Source organism: Streptomyces erythrochromogenes (assembly GCF_040684695.1).
GTDB lineage: Bacteria > Actinomycetota > Actinomycetes > Streptomycetales > Streptomycetaceae > Streptomyces > Streptomyces erythrochromogenes_C.
Genome location: NZ_JBFBGM010000001.1, coordinates 209,345 through 229,411, shown reverse-complemented (window position 1 = coordinate 229,411; position 20,067 = coordinate 209,345). Strand labels below are relative to the sequence as shown.

Here is a 20,067-nt window from a genome sequence, read left to right as displayed (position 1 = left end):
GGCGACGATCCGCGGATCCGGGACCTGCTCGTCGAACTGGCGGCGGTGGCCGACGCCCAAGCTCTCCTGCACCTTCGTCAGCAGCTGTACGAAGCGCATCTGTGTGCTGCTCACACCACTGAGGCGACCCCTTCGCCGCTCCCGTAAGAACTCGGCACCTGCGGGGGCCGTTCGGACCAGCCGTAATGGCACGGCAAGGCCCTCGGGGTGACGGTGGCAGGAGTGTCGGCGGCCTGTCGGCACTCCCGCGCGCGAGGAGTCGTCCCCCATGTCGGAACGCAACACCGTCCTGCGCAGCCTGCACGACGTGGGACTGGCCGCCTGGTTTGGCGGCTCCCTTATGGGCGCGGTCGCCCTGAACGGCGCCGCGAAAGCCCAAGGGAAGACCTGGGAGGAAGGTGCCAGGATCGCGAGTTCGGGTTGGGCTATGTGGGCTCCTGTGGGCGCCGCTGCGATCGGGGTGCACCTCGTTGGCTCAACCGGTCTGCTCGCAGTCAACGCGACCCGCGTGGTCACCCAGCAGGGTGTGGCGGCCTCTGCCCTGGCCAAGACGCTGCTGACCGGCGCCGCCCTGGTCGCCACCGCCTACACCCGCGTGCTGGGCAAGAAGATCGAGCTGGCCTCCTCCGGCGATCCCCAGGACGCTGAGGAGGCGGACCGTCTCGCCGTCGACGCTGGGCAGGCCGAACGCCTGCTGTCCTACGCCCAGTGGTCCGTGCCGGCTCTGACTTGCGGGCTGATCGTTCTCAACGCACTGCAGGGCGAGCAACAGCGCCCGGCTGAGCAACTCTCCAGCATGTGGCGGCGGGCCCGCACCCTGGCACCGTACGTGGTGCGCGCCCAGCACTGGCACCTCCTCCCACACTGAACACCGTCAGGCAGCCAGCCCCAGGCATCCGAGGCGGAGCGATGAGCGGTGCGCCCGGGTCGTCGATTCGAGCGGCCGTCCGAGGGGTTCGCAGGTCCGGCGGTCAGGTAGCCGCGGCCCAGTGGGCAAAGATCCACCCGTCCCAGATGAGCGGGCCACTGTGTGGCCCCCCGCCCGAAGGAACCGCCTGTCGTGTCGGAAGTCAAGGAATCCATCGAGGTCGACGTCCCCGTCCGCACCGCCTACAACCAGTGGACCCAGTTCGAGACGTTCCCACTGTTCATGGACGGGGTGCGCCGCGTCGAGCAGGTCGACGAGACCCTCACGCACTGGGTGACCAAGATCGGCGGGGTGGACCGGGAGTTCGATGCCGAGATCACCGAGCAGGTCCCCAACGAGCGGATCGCCTGGGTCACTGTGGGCGGGGAGGCTGAGCAGTCGGGCGTCGTCACCTTCCACCCTGTCGACCCGAACCGCACCGAGGTGACCTTGCGGCTGGCATTCGACCCCGACGGGCTGGCGGAGACCATCGCGGACAAGTTCGGCTTCATCGACCGCCAGGTCACCGGGGACCTTCAGCGGTTCAAGAAGTTCGTTGAGGAGCGTGGTAGCGAGAGCGGCGCCTGGCGGGGCGAGGTCTGGCCCCGCCCCTCTCCTCGATCCTCAGGCGGCGTGCCATTCGTGCGCCCCGGCTCCACTCCACTGAACCAGCTGCGGATCGTCGAGGACGTTGGCCGGCGAGACCACCCCGGCGGCCTCGAGGAAGACCACCAGGTCGTGATCGGAGAAGGCCGTGCCAAGGACCCTTTCGCGGTCCTGGTGGCGCAGCGTCACCAGGCGCCCGCCGGTCGGAGACGGCTCGTGCACGAGGATGGGCGCGCTCTCCATGTGTCCAGGGTGCCGCTCGCCCCGGTATTCCGGCCAGTCCGGCGGAGGGGGTCGCGACCTTGGCGCGCGGGGACGCCGTTCCTGCCCGTCTGCGGGCTGGCGGAGAAGCTGCCCGTATGGGGCCTGGTGTTGCGCGGGGAGGGGACGACGGTCCTGCGGCCGGGCGGGGTAGCAGGACCGTCACACGGGTCCGGCTCCAGATGGTGGGGCCGCGGGCACGTGTCGCTACCTCCAACGCTTCGCTGGGTCCCCCGGTCACGTGGGTTCGGCCGTTCAGGTAAGCAGGCGATTGTTGATGCCGTCGTGGCCGTCGGCGCTCTCCTCGTTGGCTTTGCCGGGCAGCGCCACGGTCACCGCACGGGTGCTGTCCTTGCGGGCCGTCAGTCTGTGGATGCCGGGCTGCCAGCCTTGAAGTCGCCGACCACGCTCACCGGCCCGGGTGGGATGTCGGCGAGCAGGACGAAGGTGACCTCGGTGCGGTCCTTGCGCGGCTTGCGCTCCAGCCTGGAAGGGCAATATTGACTACCGAAAGGATGCAGAGGATCACGAGGCGTGCCAGCGTGAAGGGAACGGACATCACGCATCGTCCGCGCACCGGAGGAGACACCCGTCACGGGCGGTGTGCAGAACAAGCGCCAGGAACCCGGCAAGGGCCGCGAGGAGCAGATGCGCTCGCAGCGCCCGGGCCAGGCCCCGGTCCACCCCGACACGGCCCAGCCTTCTCGTGGCCGGGGCGGCGAGGAGACGGAGCGCGAGCGCCGCCGCGAGGAGGACCTGCTTCGAGACGAGCGGGACCTGCGCGAAGACGACTTCTGAGCAGCGGTACCCACGCACGCAGAGTCCGGCCGAGCCCGTAGTCACCTCGGTCGGACTCTGTCACGTCCGGCTGCTGTTCTAGCAGGAGAACGGTGTGGGAACCCGGGCTAGGACTTGCCCGGGGCTCACCTTGAGCCGGCCCGCGCCTCGGGAACGCGAGCGTCCCCGGCAAGCCGCTTCAGGGCGCCGCGGGAGCGGTTCGGCGAAGGCGGGCACGGGTGGCGCTGAGCATTCGCCCAGGCAGTGATGCAGCCGATCGACAAACCCGGCGCCAGCGCGGGATGGGCGTGGTCGCCGCGTTCCGTACCGCCTCCCGAAAGGCACGAAGCCGCCGGTCGAGCTCCGCTTGGCTCCTGTGCTGAAGCAGAGCGTCAAGCACGGCGCCGGTGGCGGACTCGACAGCAGAGTCAGCGTGCCGGGCCAGGGGCATGGCGACGCGGAGGGCGTGCTTGAGGGAATCGCTGACGTCCGCCGCTGCCCGGTTGCGCGCCCGGTCCAGGTAGGCCAGGAGAGCCGATGCGCGAGCTGCGGCCTCCCATGTGGCTGATGCGCCGGATCTCCGTGGGTCCAGCATGCCGGCGGCGAACTGCGCTCCGGCCATCATCGCGGCCTTCAGGACGGGCGTCCTGCCGTTCCAGAGGTAGTCGTTCGTGTAGCCGGTGACCCGTACGGCCAGAGCCGCGCTGGCGAACTCGTCCGCCAGCGTTTCCAGTTCCTCGCGGGCCTTCTGGTCATCTCGAAGCCGGGTGGCTCGGGCGTTGAGGCGCGCACCGAGAGCGGTCGCTGCGAGCGTGGTCATGAGGGCTACGGGCCAGCCCCACAGGGCGATGAGGTGTTCCGGTTTCACGCGGCCAGGATGTCGACCGCCGGGGTGGAGTACGGGGAGAAGCCTCGGGTTGGCGTGCGCTTCGCACACCTACTGTCCAGAGCATGAGCAAGTTTGATCAGCCCCGTCGCATTCGGATCACCGCGCCCCACAATGAGCCTCCGGTAATCGAGCTCGACGGCCAGGACGTTTCCGCCGCCGTGGAGGTCTACCGGGTCATGCAGGCCCCGGGCGAAGCCCCGGAGATCACCCTGTACGTCAACACCGAGTGGCAGGGCTTCGGCTTCGACGGGCTCGCGGAGGTGATGGCGGAGCCGGCGGACCTGCGGCACGTGGTGATCGGATTCCTCGACGCGGTGGAGTGGCAGAAACTCGACCAGGCCGTACTGAACCGCGATGACCTGGACGGCCAGCCTGGGGAGCTGACCCGCGGGCTGTTGGCCCAGCTACGGGAGTGGGCGGCCAGTGCTTAACGTTCGCGGCATCGCCCGCTTCGCTGATCGGCACATGATGCCGGACAAGGTCCGTGTGACTCGGGCCGGCGGGGAAGAGGTCTTGGACCCGGAGACGGGGGAGCTGGTCCCTGCCGTCCCGCTCGTTGTGTTCGAGGGGAAGGCCGGGCTGTATCCGCAGCAGGAGAAGATCCGCTCCCGGGGCCGGGACGGGGCGTGGACGGAAGAAGTCCGGGCCGGGTATCGGCTGTTGCTGCCGGTCGATGCGGCCGAGTTGGAGGAACACGACGAGGTGCTGGTGGTCGAGGCCCGCGACGCGCAGGCCGTGGGCCGGACGTACGAGGTGACCACTCTGGGCGAGGTGTCGTCCTTCCCCATGCTGCGGACGGTGTGGCTGGAGCAGCACGACCGGAGCGCATCGTGAGCAGGAAGAAGGGCTCCTTCAATCACCCCGCGGCCTTGGCGGTTGCTCTCGATCAGGGGGCGTTGGTGCTGCGCGGGGAGTCGGAGGCGGCGGTGCGGTTCAGCGCGGCGGCGATCGTCGCTGCGGTCCGGGCCCGCGCGTCCGGGCGCCCGGGCCCGCGGGTGATCACGGGCCAGTACCGGGCATCGTGGCGCTCCGAGGTCCACGGTGGTGGCCCGGTGTGGGTCGCGGAGGTCGGTACCAGCGCCCCGCAGGCCCGGAGACTGGAGTACGGCTTCGTCGGCACGGACTCGCTCGGCCGCCGGTACGCGCAGCCGCCGTTCCCGCACGCCGGGCCCGCATTGGAGGCGACCGCGCCGACGGTCGTGCGCCTCCTCGGTGCAGCTGTGGGGCGTGCATTGTGAGCGAGCTGTCCGCTGACGTCGAGCTGGCGCTGACCGAGGTCTTGGGCGGGCACGAGCGGGGCATCCTGTCCCGTGCCGTGATCGTCGCCGAGCTGCTGGACAGCGACGGCGATCGGGCCCTTTCCATCATCACTACGCCGGGCGTCACCGAATGGGACGCTCTCGGCCTGTGCCGGTACGGCGTCCTCTCGATCGAGGGCCCGGCCGCCTCCCACTTCTCCGGAGGTCCGGAGTGATCGACCGCGGCCCGATCACGACTGCGGTCCGGGCCATGCTGGTCACGGCAACCGGGAGGCCGTGCGGGCTCGGTTCCCTGCCCCTGGTGGACGGGCGGCCTGCGTCGCTGCCGTACACCGTGCTCTACCCGCTGGGCGGGTCTGTGAGCGGGGCGCCCTTCGCAGACACTGCTGAGGACGCACACCTCACCTATCAGGTGACCGTCGTCGCCGCCCGCGTCGACCAAGCCGAGTGGCTGGCCGATCGCGTGCGGCGCGCCTTCCTTCGTCGTACTCCTTCGGGCGCGTGGGAGTGCGAGCTAGCGATCCCGGGGGTCGATGTGTGGAGGAGGTACCTTGCGGCAGACCAGGCTGAGGTTGCTCCGGGTAGCGAAGTCATCACCTTTGCCCAGCAGTACGAGTTCGATGTCTCTGAGCTGGTGACCAAGCCGGGAGTGCCGTCGTGAATACGCCGGTGTCCTGCCAGGACTGTGTTCCTGGCAGGACACTCGAGCTCGGCCGGGCTTTAGCTGACGTGATCGGTCAGCCGATGGTGAGGAAGGTGTTCCATTTGTCTTCGTCGACGCCGGACGCGGGGCCGATTGCTCCTGCCCGGCCTTGGTAGAGCCATTGCTTGCCGGCGGCGTCTACGGCCCAGATGTCGGGGATTCCGTCGCCGGTGGCGTCGGCGGTGCCCAGGATCTTGGGGATGGCGGTGCGTCCCCAGCCGGTGGTGGCGTAGGTGTAGTCCTGGCCTCCGTCGGAGTCGACGGAGGCGGCGATGGACTGGAGGTCGACTCCGCCGTTGGCGCCGGGCTTGCCCTTGCGCAGGAGCAGGCCGCGGCCGGCGTTGGCGTTGTCCCGGAAGAGGAGGTCGGGGACCTTGTCTCCGGTGACGTCGCGGACACCGATGAGGTCACGCGGACCCCAGACGACGCCGGCCAGCTTCTTGTATGAGGTGAAGCTGCCGCCGGTGTAGCCGGAGAAGATCCAGAATCCGCCTTCGGTGTCGATGGCGAACAGGTCTGCGAACTTGTCGCCGTCGACGTCTTCGCTGACGACGATCTGCCGGAAGGTGGCCGGGCTGGGCGCGCTTGCCGGAAGCAGGATCTCGATGCGGCGGTCGACGTCGAACTGGCCGGCGCTGTTGCCGAGGCCGGGGTAGATGTACAGCTTGCCGTCGGGCATGCGGGCGATGAGGTCGGTGAGTCCGTCGCCGGGGAACCAGTCGGTGGAGTGGCCGATGAGTGCGGGCACCCCGTTCTGGGTCTTCCAGTACCCGGTGGCCGGCAGCCCGTTCTGAACGGCGCTCAGCATGTAGTGGTCGGTGTCGCCCATCTGGTCGCCGCCGTAGGTGAGCAGGTTCCCGTCTCCGTCGATGGCGAGGATGTCGGGGTGCCCGTCACCGGTGACGTCACCGGGCTTGTCCTGGCCCGGCTGCGGCTTGACAAGGAATTTGTAGAGGGTCGGGTTGGAGATGTTGCCGAACTTGCTGACGGTGCGGACGTAGAGGACGTTCGGGCCGGCCGTGTCGACCCGGAGGGAGGCTTCGGCCTCACCCGCCGCGTTGGGGGTGGCCTTCTGGTCGAAGAGCGGTCGGTTCAGGCTCCACTGGTACTCGCGGATGTCCTCGGGCTTGGCTCCGTTGCCCTTGAACGTGACCTTCTGTCCGGGCGTGCTGGCCTCATTGACGCTCCACTCGGTGTAGTTGTCACCGTGCGGAGGGAACGCGGCGGAGCTGACGGCGGGGTTCGGGGGGATCGTGTGGCTGACGGTGAGGGTGCACCAGCCGCCGCCTCCGGAGTCGAGCGGGCCGCTGCCGGGCGAGTACTGCTGGTCCTTGTCCCTGGCGCGGGCGAGCCAGTAGTACTTCTGGCCGTCGGTGAAGTCGCCCAGGGGCACGGTCGCGGTGACAACGCCTTCGCTGTTGACAGGCAGCCACTTGTTGTAGACCTGCGCGCCGGTACCGGCGTTCCACACCTCGATCTGGACATCGGCGAGGTTCTGCTGCTGGGGCAGGTCGTCACGGTCGACACCCTTGACCTGGAACGTCACGTCCGTCTTGCCGATGCCGGTGCCGGCACCGCTGGTCAAGCACGGGCCGCCTGGGTAGGTCTGCATGTTCATCGCGAGGGGGACGTCCGGCGGCGTGTGGTAGACGACCTCGATGTACGGGGCGGTCTCGCCGTTGGCGATGAACTTCTTCCAGTAGTACGAGTCCGACTCGTTGGGGGCAGCGAAGCCGAGGGACAGTGCCCCCCAGCCGCTGTTGGCGGCGTGGGCGACCAGGCCCTTGATGTCGGGCGCGATCCAGTTGTCGGGGCAGGAGCTGTTGTAGCCGTACCCCGCCATCTCGGTGGCGACCTTCCAGGTCCACCATCCGGTGGTGTTGTTCCACGTGCTGGAGGAGGTGACGTACGGGGTGGAGTAGATGTCCGTCGGCTTCTGGGTGCAGGACCACGAGTAGGTCTGCAGGGCGCGGACGACGGCCGAGTCGATCCCGACGCCGTGCAACTGGCCGCCGAAGTCGAAGTTGAAGATGGAGCGGGAAGTGCCGCCGGTGGTGGACTCGTAGCCGACGCGGGCCTCGTTGGTGCCGCTCGCGTTGTAGTTCTGCCCGTTGTAGAAGCTCGAGTTGCCCTCGGTCTTGTAGAGCAGGCTCCAGGCGTGCTTGCGCCCCTTGAACGAGGGGTCGACGAACACCGGGTACACCGTCTCCGCGGCATTCAGAAAGGACGCGTCGGGGGTGACGGAGAGGGTGTTGTCGGCGAGGGCCGCTGTGGCGGGCTTCAGCCGTGCGCCTTCGGCGCCGGCGAGGCCGGGCAGCGCGAGGGTCGGGTGCTGCTGCGCGGTGTCGGTCGGCTTCCAGGCCGGCTCGTTGTCGGTGGTGGCGACCTTGCCGCTGGAGTCCCACATCATCGGGGTCGGCGAGCCGACGACCTCCTCACCCTCACCGTCGCGGGCGCTGACCGCACTGGACTGGCCATCCAGGTGGAAGGTGAGGTCGGGCGAGGCGAGACGGTACTTCAGCTGCCCGAGAAGCGGATCGGTCGCCGCCTGCTTGTCCTTGACGACGAGGAGGTGCGAATAGCCGCCGTCCTGTGCGGTCATCAGCAGGTCGATACCCGGGCGGACGTTCTCGTAGAGGGCACGAGGGCCGTCGATGACGGGCTGAGGGAGCAGGCCCGGCCAGCTGACGACCACGTCATGGCCGGCGGTGTTCAGCCGGACCAGCTCGGTCCACACCTCGGTAGGCGTGTCCTGCCGCAAGGAGACCCGGGTCACGGAGCGCGAAGCACGTTCGCCCTTGCCTGCCTGCTGGGAACCCGCACTGAAGACGACGCGACCGTTGACCGCCTTCGCCGCGTACCCGTCCTTCACGCGCTGCAGGCTGGTGTCGACGGGCTTCCACCCGCCGTCGACCTTGGCACGGACGGCCGAGCTGAAAATCTGCTTGCGGAACTTGCCATCAGGCCGGGCGAAGGTCGTGGTGTTCGCACTGCGCTCCGCAGTGGCCTCGACCTCCTTACCCGTCTCCTGCGCCATGCGCCGCGCTTCGTTCGCGGCGATGGGCAGATCCTTGTCCGGCCGGGGATCCGTCCCGCTGCCGGTGACGTGGACGCCGACGGGTATCGCGACCGCTCCGGCCAGGAGGGCGGCGAGGCCGCCCAGGGCTCGACGGCGTCTGAACCACGGACGGCCTGGCGCACCGGCGGCTGGTCCGATGGCCGCTGTTGGCGGTCTTTCGTCCACGGATTCACTGACAGACACAGCTGTACCTCTCCCCCCTCGGGCAGGCTTAAGCGGCCCTCGGTACTCACACTGACTCCGGTCACCGAGCCGGCAGCGAGAGGTTCCTATCGGCCGCTCGACTGCCCTTCAGGCAGATGACTCGCGTGCCGAGCATGAACCATCCGTCCGACATCGTCACCACCCCGCCAAGGTCGCTGGCCAGGGCTTCAGGGCGATTTATATCGATTGCCCCAAGGTATACAGGCGGCAAAGTGATAATCAGCACACCGAATATTGGAACCATGGCTTTTCCGTGCAGTGCAGCTGAGAATCAGCTGGCTAATTGTCAGTTCCCTGCCGGCCGTGTGCCATCGCCGCGGCGGCAGAGCGTGGGGGGTCTACATGTCGCCGTTCTCGGCGCACAATTTCCGCCTGCCCGGAAACAGAAAGGCGCGCGCAGCACGCGCGCGCCTGGCCGGGCGCGCCGGCATCACACTCTCCGTGGTGCTGGTGGCGACACTCTTGCCATCTCAGGCCTGGGCGGCGCCACCGGGCGACCGCAGTGGCGTCAAGTTGCCGACACTTCAGGATGATCGACCCGCCAAGGCCGACCAGATCGCCATGGCGCAGCTCGACGGTTGGACCGGTGATCCTCCGGCTGAGCCCGAGGGATACAAGCCGACCGCGGTGAGCGTGCCGGACGGCAGCCCCGACATTCCAGTGACCCTCCCGCCGCCAACGGGCACCGATTTCCTCCAGGTCGGAGAGCTGCCCGTCAGCCTCGGCAAAGCCGCAGGCACAGGAGCCGCACCTACGGGTACCTGGACGGCAGGCGTACAGGCTCCGGCCACAGTGGAGGCTGCGGGTGTTGACGGTGCCGTCATCAAGATCACCCCGCCTGTCGACGCGGTGAATCCGGTCGATATTGCCCTGGACTACTCGAAGTTCGAAGATCTCTACGGCACCGACTGGTCCGCACGCCTGAAGCTGAGGCAGTATCCCGCTTGCTTCATCGACCATCCCGAAGACCCCGACTGCGCCGTCTCCACCGAGGTACCCACCACCAACGTTGCAGGGGACAAGAAGGTCATCGCGACGGTCGACCCCACGGCCACCCCTGCGTCCGGTATGACGGCGATGACCGGCGGTTCCGCCAGCGCTATGGCAGTGGTGGCCTCGGACAGCGGGGCGGGAGCGGGCGGCACCTACAGAGCAACCTCCTTGTCTCCCTCCGGCTCGTGGACTGCGGGTGCCAGCGGCGGCGGCTTCTCGTGGACCTACCCACTGGCGGTGCCGCCGGCACCCGCCGGACCGACTCCCTCCATCGCGTTCTCGTACTCCTCGCAGGCAGTGGACGGCAAAACGTCCGTAACCAACAGCCAGGCCTCGTGGATCGGTGACGGCTGGGACTACCACCCGGGTTTCATCGAGCGCCGCTACCGCACGTGCTCGGAGGACCGGAAGCCCTCGCCTACCGGTGGCAAGGCCAACAACGACAACACCACGGACAAGAAGAAGGGCGACCTCTGCTGGGCCGGGGACAGTGTGATTCTGTCCCTCGGCGGGTCAACGACCGAACTCGTCCACGACGAGGCGACCGGTAAGTGGGTGCCGGCGACCGATGACGGTTCCGTCGTCGAGCTCAAGACCGGTGGCGACAGCCGGGTGAGGAACGGCGAGTATTGGGTCGTCACCACTCGCGACGGTACCCGCTACCACTACGGCCGCCACAATGTCGGCACTCACGGCGACGGCACTGACCCCAAGAACGTCACGGAGTCCGTCTTCACGGTCCCGGTCTTCGGCAACCATCCCGGCGAGCCGTGCCATGCAACGGCATACAAGGACTCCTCCTGCCGCCAGGCCTGGCGCTGGAACCTCGACTACGTCGAGGACATCCACGGCAACGCCATGATCATTGACTGGGCGAAGGAAGAGAACCGCTACGCGAAGAACGAGAAGGCGAACGAGAAGAACCCTGACGCTGTCGGGTACACCCGGGGTGGCTATCCCGTACGCATCCTCTACGGCCTTCGTGCCGAGAACCTCGCCGGCGCCCCTGCAGCCAAGGTCGAGTTCGAGGTGAAGCAGCGCTGCTTCGCCGAGAGGGATGTCTCGTGTGACGACGCGCTCTTCGGGACCCAGAAGACGGTCGGGTGGTGGGACACCCCCGCCTCCCTGAACTGCAAGATGAACGCCGCGACGTGCGTGAACTTCTCGCCGACCTTCTGGTCCCGGATGCGCCTGGACCGCGTTATCACCTCGGCGCAGCGCACCGAGGGCTCCACACAGCTGACCAAGGTCGACCAGTGGGCGCTCAAGCAGTCCCTGCCGGGTTCGCGTACGGACACCAGCCCGCCCCTGTGGCTGGAGTCGATCACACGTACCGGCTACGGCTCGAAGAACAGCACTATCGGTGTGCCGTTGCCGGCGGTCTCGTTCAAGGCCAACAAGGTGGACATGCCCAATCGTGTCCTCAAAGCCCCCGGCGCCGATGGCAAGCCGGACCGGGCTCCGGACTTCGACAGGCTGCGTCTGCAGACGATCCTCACCGAGACCGGCGGCGAGATCGAAGTCAACTACTCTGGCCCGTGTGCGACCGGCACCACCGTCGCCGATCAGGCGAAGAACACCACCCGTTGCTTCCCGGCCCACTGGTCCGCGGACACAGGACTCGACCCGGACAAGACCCCACCACTGGAGCTGTTCAACAAGTACGTCGTCGAAAGCGTGGTCGAGAGAGACCGCGTCGCCAAGCGGCCCCCCGTCACCACCTCCTACGAGTACAAGGGCGGGGCTGCCTGGGCCAAGGAGGACGACGAGTTCACCAAGCCCGAACGACGCACCTACAGCCAATGGCGTGGCTACGCCGAAGTCGTCACCACCACCGGCGCGACCGAGAACACCGGGACTGCCACCGCGACCGTGCAGTCCCAGACCAGCACCCGGTACTTCCGCGGCCTGTCCACGGGAACATCGCCGATCATCATCAAGGACTCCACCGGCACGACAGAACTCGGCGAGGACAAGCCCCAGTACCAGGGGATGCCCGCCGAGACCATCACGTACACCAAGGCTGGCACCCACGCGCCCGGCGAAGACGTAGAGTCCCGCGAACTCACGCGGCCGCAAAGCACCGAAACCGCTCGGCGTAAGCGACCCGACACCAGCGATCTGATCGCCTACCGCATGGGCCTGGACTTCACCGAGAACATTCAGTCCATCAGCGGCGGAAAGGCCCGCAAGGAGCGCAGCACCCACACCTACGAGGGCCCCTACGGCCTCCTCAAGGCGACCCAGACCGATGCCATGGAAAGCAGCGGCACCGGCTGGACCACCGTCAAGCAGTCCTGCACCGTACCCACCTACGTCCACAATCCCGCCAGCAACCTGATCGGCCTGCCGGCAGAAGTCCGCGAAACCACAGGCGACTGCTCCGGCGGCGGCATCGAGCCAGGCACCACCCTCTCCGCGACTCGCACCTCCTACGACGCCCTGAACGCGTTCGGCGCGGCCCCCACCAAGGGCATGCCGTTCCAGGTAGAGACCCTCGACGGGGCCGGCACGGGTTGGGCGCCCTCCGGCCGTACCGAATACGACAAGCTCGGCCGCGTCATCAAGGTCTACGACGCTGTCGGCAACCCGGCGGCCGTTACGTTCAACCCTCCGACCGGACCTGCGTTCGCCGTCACCACGACCAACGCCCTCGGGCACACGGTGACCACCAAGGTCGACCCGGCACGCGGCAGTGTGCTGGAAGCGACCGATGCCAACGGCCGGACGACCACCACCACCTACGACGAACTCGGACGCACCACAGAGGTCCGGACCCCCTCGCAGAAGCCCACCGATAAGCCCGCCTACAGCTTCGAGTACCAGATCGAGGCGCTCAAAGAGCCGGCTGTCACCACCCGCCGCCTGAAGGACAACGGCACCTACAGCACCTCCATCGCGATCTACGACGGGCTGCTGCGACCGCGCCAGACGAAGACCGAGGGCCCGGGCGGCGCCGTTCTGGTCACCGACACCCTCCACAGCGCGAACGGAACCGTCAGCCGGGCGAACAACGGCTATCTCGCCGAAACCAAGCTCGACACAGAACTCTTCGTTCCGGTGTCGGACACCCTCATCCCCAACGCCACCCAGACCGCCTACGACGGCCTTGGCCGCCCCGTACGGAGCACCACCCTGGACAAGGGCGACCCCAAGCACGCCACCACCACCCAGTACGGCGGCGACTGGACCCTCACCCGCACCGCAATGTCCCCGACGGGAAATGAGGCACTCCCGGGCAGCCGTGCCGTCAAGACCAGCACCGACGCACTCGGCCGCACCAGCCTGATCGAGCACTACACCGCAACGACCGCCACGGCCGTCAACCCGACCCTGGTGGACAACCCCCACACCAACAAGACCAGGTACACCTACGACATACGCGGCAAGCTCGCCAAGGTCACCGACGCTGCCCTCAACAACTGGACCTACACCTACGACGCCCGCGGGCGCATGACCGCCTCCGACGACCCCGACATGGGCAAGTCGACCTTCACCTACAACAATCTCGACCAGCAGATATCAGCAACCAGCGCCCACAACGTCACGCAGTACACCACGTACGACGCACTCGGCCGCAAAACCGCCCTGCGCGACGGAACCGAACCAGATCCCACCGCCACCTGGACCTACGACACCCTGCCCGGTGGCAAGGGCCAGCCCGTTGCCGTCACCCGTAAATGGGCTGACGGGAAGCACTACAAGACCGAAGTAACCGGCTACGACAGCGAGTACCGGCCCACCGGTTCGAGGATCACCATCCCCGACCTGCCCTCCACCACAGGCCTCGCCGGCACCTACGCCTACAGCACCACCTACACCCCCACGGGAAAGGTCCAATCCACGACCCTCCCGGCAACCGTCGGCGGCCTGGCAGCCGAAAAGCTCGTCACCCGCTACAACGCCGACGGCATGGTCCAAACCATGTCCGGCCTGTCCTGGTACACCGCCGACACCATCTACAGCCCCTACGGCGAAGTCCTGCGCACCGCATCCGGCAACGCCCCACACCGCGTGTGGACCAGCAACAACTACGACCCCCACACAGGCCGGCTCGCCAGAGCGGCCAGCCACCGCGAAACGGCTGACACCTACTCCAAGTCCAACCTCCTGTCCGCCCTCGAATACGCCTACGACACGGCCGGCAACCCGACCTCCATCACCGACACCTACCCCGACCCCCGTCCCACCGCCACCGAAGCCTCATCCCCGCTCGTCGACCGGCAATGCTTCACCTACGACGCCATCGGCCAGCTCACACAGGCGTGGACCGGCAGCAGCAGCGGCTGCCCCACCGGTGCCACGGGGCCGTCCCTCAGCGAGGTTGCCTCAAGCACTCCGGACGACGCCTACTGGCAGGAATACTCGTTCGACGCGATCGGCAATCGCACCAAGCTGACCGACCACGACCCGACCGACAGTGCCCTCGACGACGTAACCACCTACCAGTACGGCGTGGAAATCACGGGAGGCGCCCAGCCCGCCCCGAAAAAGCAGCCCCACGCCCTCACTAAGATCAACAAGACGGTCAAGACCGCCGGGTCCACCGTCCAGTCCGCCTCCACCTATACCTACGACGCGGCCGGAAACACCAAAAGCCGCACCATCGACGGTGACACGCAGGACCTGACCTGGGACCACCGCAACAAGCTCCAGAGCGCCACCAGCCCAGGAATCGGCTCCGTGGCCGTGACCGGCCTCTCGGGCAAATGCATCGACGTCGAGAACGGCAAGACCGCCGACGGCACCGCCGTCCAACTGCTGTCCTGCAACGAGACCAAGCCCCAGCAGTGGCGCTTCACCGCAGGAACCGTCCAGGCACTCGGCAAATGCCTCACTGCGCAAGGCGGCGACGCAGTTCTGAAAACCTGCAACGGAGACTCCAACCAGAAGTTCACCTACCGAGCCTCGGACAAGGCCCTGTTCACCGGCACCAACCAGTGCCTCACCGTCCCCAACGACAACGCCGCCGAAGGCAACGACCTCGACCTCTACACCTGCGCCAGCCCCGTCACGCCCGCACAGCAGTGGAGCTTCGGCAACCTCACCAGCTACCTCTATGACGCCTCCGGAAACCGCGTCATCCAGGAAACCGGCAGCTCCCGCACCCTCTACCTCGGCGAAACCGAGATCACCGTCGACAAGGCCGGCAAAGCCATCGACGCCGTCCGCTACTACAACAGCCCCGGAGCCCCCATCACGGTCCGCCGCACCAACGGCAAGACCACAGGCCACACCCTCTCGCAGCTCCTCACCGATCACCACGGCACCGCAACCACCAGCGTCGACCAGAAGGACGGCCAACCGGTCACCCGCCGCCGATCCGACCCCTACGGCAACCCCCGCGGCAGCCAGCCCTCCAACTGGCCCGGCGACCGCACCTTCCTCGGTACCGGAAACGACGACAACACCACCGGCCTGACACACATAGGCGCCCGCGAATACGAACCCAGCACCGGCCGCTTCATCACGGTCGACCCCATCATCGATATCACTGACCCGCTCCAGATGAACGGGTACACCTACGCCAACGGCAACCCCATCACCAACCTGGACCCCGACGGCCTCAAGTACTTTGAAGGCGACAGCGACCCCGGCTTCCAGGCCGAGGCTTCCAAGGTGGTGACCGTCGCCAAAAAGCGCATCACGCAACGCGCGGCACGTGCCTCCTGGCGAAAGTCCTGCTCCTGGGACCCGGACTGCCGACAAGGCGGTCACGACAACCGTTGGAAAAAGCCGTGGACCTTCAGCATGACCAAAGTCTTCACGGGCGTAATCCGGGGTGTGGTCAGCACTGGAGATGCAGTAAACCCCTTCGGTCGCTTGCAAGAAGCGCTTGGGTGGAAACTAACCACCAACCGCGGTCAGGTGAACTGGCTTTTCCAGAAGATGGGAATTAGCAGCGAGGAAGATTCTGCGGAATCTATGGTCGGCGAAGCCTTTGCGCCAGTTCCAGGAGGAAAGGCAGCCGTAGCAGCCAAGGTGGCAGGAAAGTCAGGTTTGGCTGAGAAGGTTGGCGGATTCCTCAAGCGCATATTCGGCAAATGTGACAGCTTTGTGCCGGGAACAAAAGTCCAGCTGGCAGACGGAACCAGCAAACCGATCGAGAAACTTGCCGTCGGCGATGAAGTGCATGCCACCGACCCCGAAACGGGTGAAAGTGGCACCAAGGCGGTCACTGCCACCATCTACACCGAGGATGACAAGGAATACGCCGATGTAACCATTCAGACAGCAGACGGCGTGAAGACCATCACGACGACTGATCATCATCCCTTCTGGTCCAAGACTGAGGAGGCCTGGAAGGAGGCTGGAGACCTCCAGCCGGGTGATGCCCTCCAGACCGACGACGGAGCGGCGGTGGCAGTCGCGGCGGTCCGTGTGTACCAGGCGCTTCATACGACCTACAACCTCACCGTCGCCGACCTGCACACGTACTATGTGCTCGCTGGTCAGACGCCGGTTCTCGTTCACAACAGCAACTGTGATCTTCCTGAGGGGTACACGTCTTCCCCGGCGCTCAAGGGTGATCCGTATCATCCGGACTCGGTAGCCGCGCGAAGTGCGCAGAACCGGGAGTTGTACGCCGGAACCGTAGGGGACAGGGCGGGGGCCCTTGGGTACAGGACGAGAATCCCTGCGCAGAAGGCTCCGTTCAATTCGCACGGACAGGTGGTCTTCTCGAACGGGAAGAACTACATCACGCCAGATGTTGACGGGCATAATGTGTCGGACGGCTGGAAGATGTTCAACCGCAAGGGCCAACGGATCGGTACTTATGACCCAGACCTCAACTATCTCAAGGAATGACCGATTCGCGATCGAAGTGATCGGTGATCCCGCCTCGGAGGGTGGCGTCTCGTCGCCTTCCGAGGCCGCCGGTAGGGTCACGGTCGGGGATTTCTCAGAATCATTCCCGATGGACCTGAGCTTCTGGACGGTGGCTGACTACTCTCGAAGTTGGGAGAGAGCCCTGAGGGAGCTTGAGGCGAGCGACAGTTCGACCTCGTGCCTCATCTCTTCGATCACGGACCCGGAGACCGCTAACTTCATCTTCTGCTGGCCCATTTACCGGGAAGGGGAATCTGTCCACGTGCAAAATTCGATCATCTTCCTGGATGGCCTCGAAGAAGAGTTCAATCCGCAAGAGCCTTGGCGATATGTGGAGGCTCGAAGTTTGGTTGACGAGGACGGGAACCAAATTTCTGAGTGGTCGACGACCATCTCTGAGGTGCGGCGGTTCCGCGAGTCCATCGGGGGCCAGTAGCTCAGGTACACACGCAAATCTGAAGCCCCGCCAGGCAGTGCCTGGTGGGGCTTCAGCGTGCCGTGACGGCAGTAGTTGACGGCAACGTCAGCGGACGAGGGCCGCGCAGAGCGGTGGTTCGTCGCCGTCGTCGGGCTTGCCGGTGATCTCGGCGGGGTTGCGGAGGGCGTGGCCGAGGAGGTCGATGGCGTCGCGTTGGAGGCGGAGTCGGACGTGGGCGTAGACGGTGGCGGTGACGCCGATGTGGGCGTGCCCCAACAGCTCCTTGATCACGATGAGTTCCACTCCTTGCTCCAGGAGGAGGGTGGCCGCCGAGTGTCGGAGGTCGTGGAACCGGATGCGGCGGAGTCTGGCCTGGCGGAGCAGGGTGGTGAAGTGCCGGGTGAGGGTGGATCCTTCGATCGGGGCGCCGTCGGGGCGGGTGAAGACGTAACCGCTGTCCTTCCAGTCCGTCCCCGCCGCCTCGCGTTCCTTGCGCTGTCGGTCGCGGTGCTGTTCGAGGGAGCGCAGGCACGGCGTCGGCAGGGCGATGCGTCGTTCGGAGCTCTTGGTTTTGGTCGGGAGGGGGGTCAGGCCGCCGGAGTTGGTGCGCTGGAGGGTGCGTCGGATGTTGGCAGTTCCGCCGGCCAGGTCGAGGTCTTCCCAGCGCAGGCCGAGGAGTTCGCCCTTGCGGAGCCCGGTGTGCAGGGCGAGTTCGAACAGCGCCTGCAACCGGTGACCGTTGGCGGCGGCCAGAAACTTGCGGGCTTCGTCGGCGGTGAGGGGTTCGAAGCGGCAGGGGCGGGGTGTGCCGGTGCGGACGTTGCGGGCGACGTTACGTGGGATCTCCTCCTCGCGCACGGCGTGCTCCAGGGCGGACTTGAGGACGGAGTGCACGTAGGCCAGGGTCAGGGGCGAGAGCCGCTTGGAGCAGCACTTTCCGGCGGCACAGCAGAGGGTCTGGTCGCGGGCCGCGTCGAGGCCGCGTGTGCAGCACTGGCAGGTGGTGCGGAGCTGGTTGAGCCAGGTGCGTACGTCCTTGGCGGTGAGCTTGGCGAGCTTCTTCCGACCGAGGCCGGGGATGAGGTAGAGCCGGGCGACGGCGGTGTAGCGGGTGTGGGTGTTTTCGCGGAGCTGGTGGACGGCGACAGCGTCGAGCCAGTACGTCAGGTACGCGGCCACGCTGCCCTGCGCAGACGGGACGGGGACGCCACGGTTGCTAGCGGCGATCTTCTCCGTGAGCTTCGCCAGGGCCTCCTTCCTGGTGGTGCCGTAGACGCGGACGCGCTTGCGGGTGTTGCCGGGGGCCAGTACGTATCCGGCGGCTTCCCAGCGGCTGTCCTTGCGCTGGTAGACGGTTCCGTCGCCGTTGGCGCGGACGCGGCGGGAGGAGGCAGGGCGAGGTGTGGTCATCAGGCGGCGTCCTGTTCGAGGCGGGTGCGGATGAAGTCGGTGAGGGCGTGGGCAGGGATACGGCGGGCGCGGCCGAGGGTGATCGAGGCGAGCTGGCCGGTGCGGAGCAGGTCGTAGACGGCGGAGCGGCCGAGCTGGAGGCGGGCCATCACCTGGGGCACCGTCAGCAGATCCAGCACCGGGACCGCTTCTGCGCGGAGGGCGGTCGGCGGGGGCGAGGTCATCAACTGCCGCCTTCCGCGATGAACCGTCGTTCCAGTTCCCTGCGGTGCCAGACGTCGGCGGCGAGGAGGTTCGCGCCGGGGCTGTAGCCCGAGCCGAGGTAGTCCCAGTGGCCGACGACGAGCGTGGTCGTCGGTTCGGACTCGGGCAGGCCGGAGTGGGCGTGGGCCTGTTCGGTGCGCCAGGCGCGGCGGGCGTCGCGCAGCGCGCCGAGCGTGACGGAGTAGGAGCGGGATTTGGTGGAGAAGTGGCCCCGGAAACCGAGCATGTGCGCCCACTTCCAGAGCTTGAGGTCGGCGAACTCCGGCAGGCGGCCGAGCTCCCAGCAGGTGCGGATCATCTGCCGGACGTGGCGGGCGACGGCGAGCCGGGGCAGCGGCCGGGACTGCCCGGTGCCGTCACAGGCGGTGCAGGGGAGCGGGGTCCCGTGAGGTAGGACGGTTGCGCCGCGGCCCTGGCAGGGGCGGCAGAACAGGGAGCGGTCGAGGGTGCCGGAGGCGTCGGCGGACTTGGTGGCGTACTTCGCCACGTAGGCGGCGACGGCCTGGTCGGTGAATTCGGCGTCGGTGCCGAAGGCGGCGATCTCGCGCACGTCGAGCTGCTGGCCCCAGCCGAGTTCGCGTTCCCCTATGGCGTCCGAGGAGATGGAGATGCGGGCGCGTGGTGCGGCGGCGCGGATGGCGTCGGTGAGCACGGCGACCGTGGCGTACGGGAGCGGGGGCTGTGTGCTGCCGTCGGGGCCGTCGAGTCGGATCACGGCGTGGAAGTGGACCAGGCCGCGCTTCTGGTACTCGGCGACCTTGGCGAAGGAGACCCGCAGGACGGCGCGGGCGGCCTTCTGGGTCAGGCCGAGCCGGGTGGCGAGTTCGCGGCGCAGGTAGATGGTGAAGCGGGCCCACAGGGCTCCGGCGTGGGCGTTGAAGAGGACGGTGCCCGCGTAGTCGTACGTCGTCGGGTTGAGCGGAGTGCCGAGTAGTGGGTCTGTGGGGTCGTGGCGGGTGCCGCAGCGGCAGGGCCGGGTGTCGGGGCGGTTGTGGACGGGGCCGAAGGAGGGTGCGGTGAGGGTGGCGAAGACGCGGGGGTGGGTGCAGACGGTGTCGGGGACGGTCTTGCCGCCGGAGAGGCCGGCGCGGATGAGGTGGTAGGTGTCGGTGGCGTAGAGGCGGGAGCAGGCCGGGCAGCGGGAGGCGCGGCGGTTGCCGCAGGTGGTGAGCAGGCTGCCGGTGGGCTCGGTGTCGGTGGAGTAGCGATGCAGGACTTCACCGGTCGTGGCGTCGAGGGTGGTGGTGTGGCCGGTGAGGCGGACGGGTTCGGTGCAGCCGCCGAGGTGTTCGATCTGCTGCTGTGCGCGGTCGAAGTCGGGGTGGTTGACGAGGTGGAGCAGGTCCCGTACGGCGGGGCTTGCCACGTGGCGCAGGTCCAGGGTGACCATTCGGGGCGTGTCCCTTCTGTCGGGTGGGTGGCCCCGAGCAGCAACCAGCCCGTCAGGGAAGCGTGTTGGTGCTGCT

The 20,067-nt window shown here is 67.4% G+C and carries 14 protein-coding genes and 1 pseudogene; 10 read left to right on the top strand and 5 right to left on the bottom strand.

The window, feature by feature from the left end:
- The first annotated feature begins 268 nt into the window (after positions 1–268).
- The 3 genes and pseudogenes from AB0O53_RS00940 to AB0O53_RS00930 all read left to right on the top strand — a co-directional run bounded on the left by AB0O53_RS00940 (position 269) and on the right by AB0O53_RS00930 (position 2,572).
- On the top strand, positions 269–868 hold the full coding sequence (locus tag AB0O53_RS00940; protein WP_365192503.1) for a hypothetical protein: 600 nt from the start codon (positions 269–271) through the stop codon (positions 866–868).
- A 192-nt stretch (positions 869–1,060) separates the two neighbouring features.
- A pseudogene (locus tag AB0O53_RS00935) lies at positions 1,061–1,507 on the top strand (SRPBCC family protein); the annotation flags it as partial.
- An 870-nt stretch (positions 1,508–2,377) separates the two neighbouring features.
- Positions 2,378–2,572: a hypothetical protein gene (locus AB0O53_RS00930; protein ID WP_365192501.1), complete on the top strand. Its 195-nt coding sequence runs from the start codon at positions 2,378–2,380 to the stop codon at positions 2,570–2,572.
- A 178-nt stretch (positions 2,573–2,750) separates the two neighbouring features.
- Here the strand turns inward: AB0O53_RS00930 and AB0O53_RS00925 are convergent, their stop codons facing one another.
- A complete protein-coding gene (locus AB0O53_RS00925) occupies positions 2,751–3,419 on the bottom strand; it encodes a hypothetical protein (protein ID WP_365192499.1) in 669 nt (222 codons plus the stop codon).
- Positions 3,420–3,502: 83 nt separating this feature from the next.
- On the opposite strand from AB0O53_RS00925, the gene AB0O53_RS00920 reads away from it, so the two are divergent.
- Genes AB0O53_RS00920 through AB0O53_RS00900 form a run of 5 tightly spaced genes read left to right on the top strand, consistent with a single transcriptional unit; the run spans position 3,503 to position 5,360 of the window.
- Positions 3,503–3,871 carry a hypothetical protein gene (locus tag AB0O53_RS00920; RefSeq protein WP_365192497.1) on the top strand — a complete coding sequence of 123 codons (369 nt, stop codon included), beginning with the start codon at positions 3,503–3,505 and terminating at the stop codon, positions 3,869–3,871.
- On the top strand, positions 3,864–4,274 hold the full coding sequence (locus AB0O53_RS00915) for a DUF6093 family protein (protein WP_365192496.1): 411 nt from the start codon (positions 3,864–3,866) through the stop codon (positions 4,272–4,274). The genes AB0O53_RS00920 and AB0O53_RS00915 overlap by 8 nt, the downstream gene beginning before the upstream one ends.
- Positions 4,271–4,678 carry a hypothetical protein gene (locus tag AB0O53_RS00910; protein ID WP_365192494.1) on the top strand — a complete coding sequence of 136 codons (408 nt, stop codon included), beginning with the start codon at positions 4,271–4,273 and terminating at the stop codon, positions 4,676–4,678. Before AB0O53_RS00915 ends, AB0O53_RS00910 begins: the two co-directional genes overlap by 4 nt.
- Complete coding sequence (locus tag AB0O53_RS00905; protein ID WP_365192492.1) at positions 4,675–4,914, top strand: hypothetical protein; 240 nt, start codon at positions 4,675–4,677, stop codon at positions 4,912–4,914. The genes AB0O53_RS00910 and AB0O53_RS00905 overlap by 4 nt, the downstream gene beginning before the upstream one ends.
- Entirely contained in the window at positions 4,911–5,360 is a 450-nt protein-coding gene (locus AB0O53_RS00900) for a hypothetical protein (protein ID WP_365192491.1), read from the top strand. The genes AB0O53_RS00905 and AB0O53_RS00900 overlap by 4 nt, the downstream gene beginning before the upstream one ends.
- Positions 5,361–5,436: 76 nt before the next feature.
- Here AB0O53_RS00900 and AB0O53_RS00895 read toward each other — a convergent pair whose 3' ends face one another.
- Positions 5,437–8,646, bottom strand: a complete 3,210-nt coding sequence (locus tag AB0O53_RS00895) for a DNRLRE domain-containing protein (RefSeq protein WP_365192489.1) — start codon at positions 8,644–8,646, stop codon at positions 5,437–5,439.
- Positions 8,647–9,027: 381 nt separating this feature from the next.
- Between AB0O53_RS00895 and AB0O53_RS00890 the strand changes: the two genes are divergently transcribed.
- Both AB0O53_RS00890 and AB0O53_RS00885 read left to right on the top strand, forming a co-directional pair.
- A complete protein-coding gene (locus AB0O53_RS00890) occupies positions 9,028–16,488 on the top strand; it encodes a ricin-type beta-trefoil lectin domain protein (RefSeq protein WP_365192487.1) in 7,461 nt (2,486 codons plus the stop codon).
- Positions 16,457–16,945, top strand: coding sequence for a hypothetical protein (locus tag AB0O53_RS00885; protein ID WP_365192485.1), 489 nt, complete (start codon positions 16,457–16,459; stop codon positions 16,943–16,945). The genes AB0O53_RS00890 and AB0O53_RS00885 overlap by 32 nt, the downstream gene beginning before the upstream one ends.
- An 87-nt stretch (positions 16,946–17,032) precedes the next feature.
- Here the strand turns inward: AB0O53_RS00885 and AB0O53_RS00880 are convergent, their stop codons facing one another.
- Genes AB0O53_RS00880 through AB0O53_RS00870 form a run of 3 tightly spaced genes read right to left on the bottom strand, consistent with a single transcriptional unit; the run spans position 17,033 to position 19,991 of the window.
- Positions 17,033–18,337, bottom strand: coding sequence for a tyrosine-type recombinase/integrase (locus AB0O53_RS00880; RefSeq protein WP_365192483.1), 1,305 nt, complete (start codon positions 18,335–18,337; stop codon positions 17,033–17,035).
- Entirely contained in the window at positions 18,337–18,561 is a 225-nt protein-coding gene (locus AB0O53_RS00875) for a helix-turn-helix domain-containing protein (RefSeq protein ID WP_362588919.1), read from the bottom strand. Before AB0O53_RS00875 ends, AB0O53_RS00880 begins: the two co-directional genes overlap by 1 nt.
- Entirely contained in the window at positions 18,561–19,991 is a 1,431-nt protein-coding gene (locus tag AB0O53_RS00870; RefSeq protein WP_365192481.1) for a replication initiator, read from the bottom strand. Before AB0O53_RS00870 ends, AB0O53_RS00875 begins: the two co-directional genes overlap by 1 nt.
- Positions 19,992–20,067: the final 76 nt, after the last annotated feature.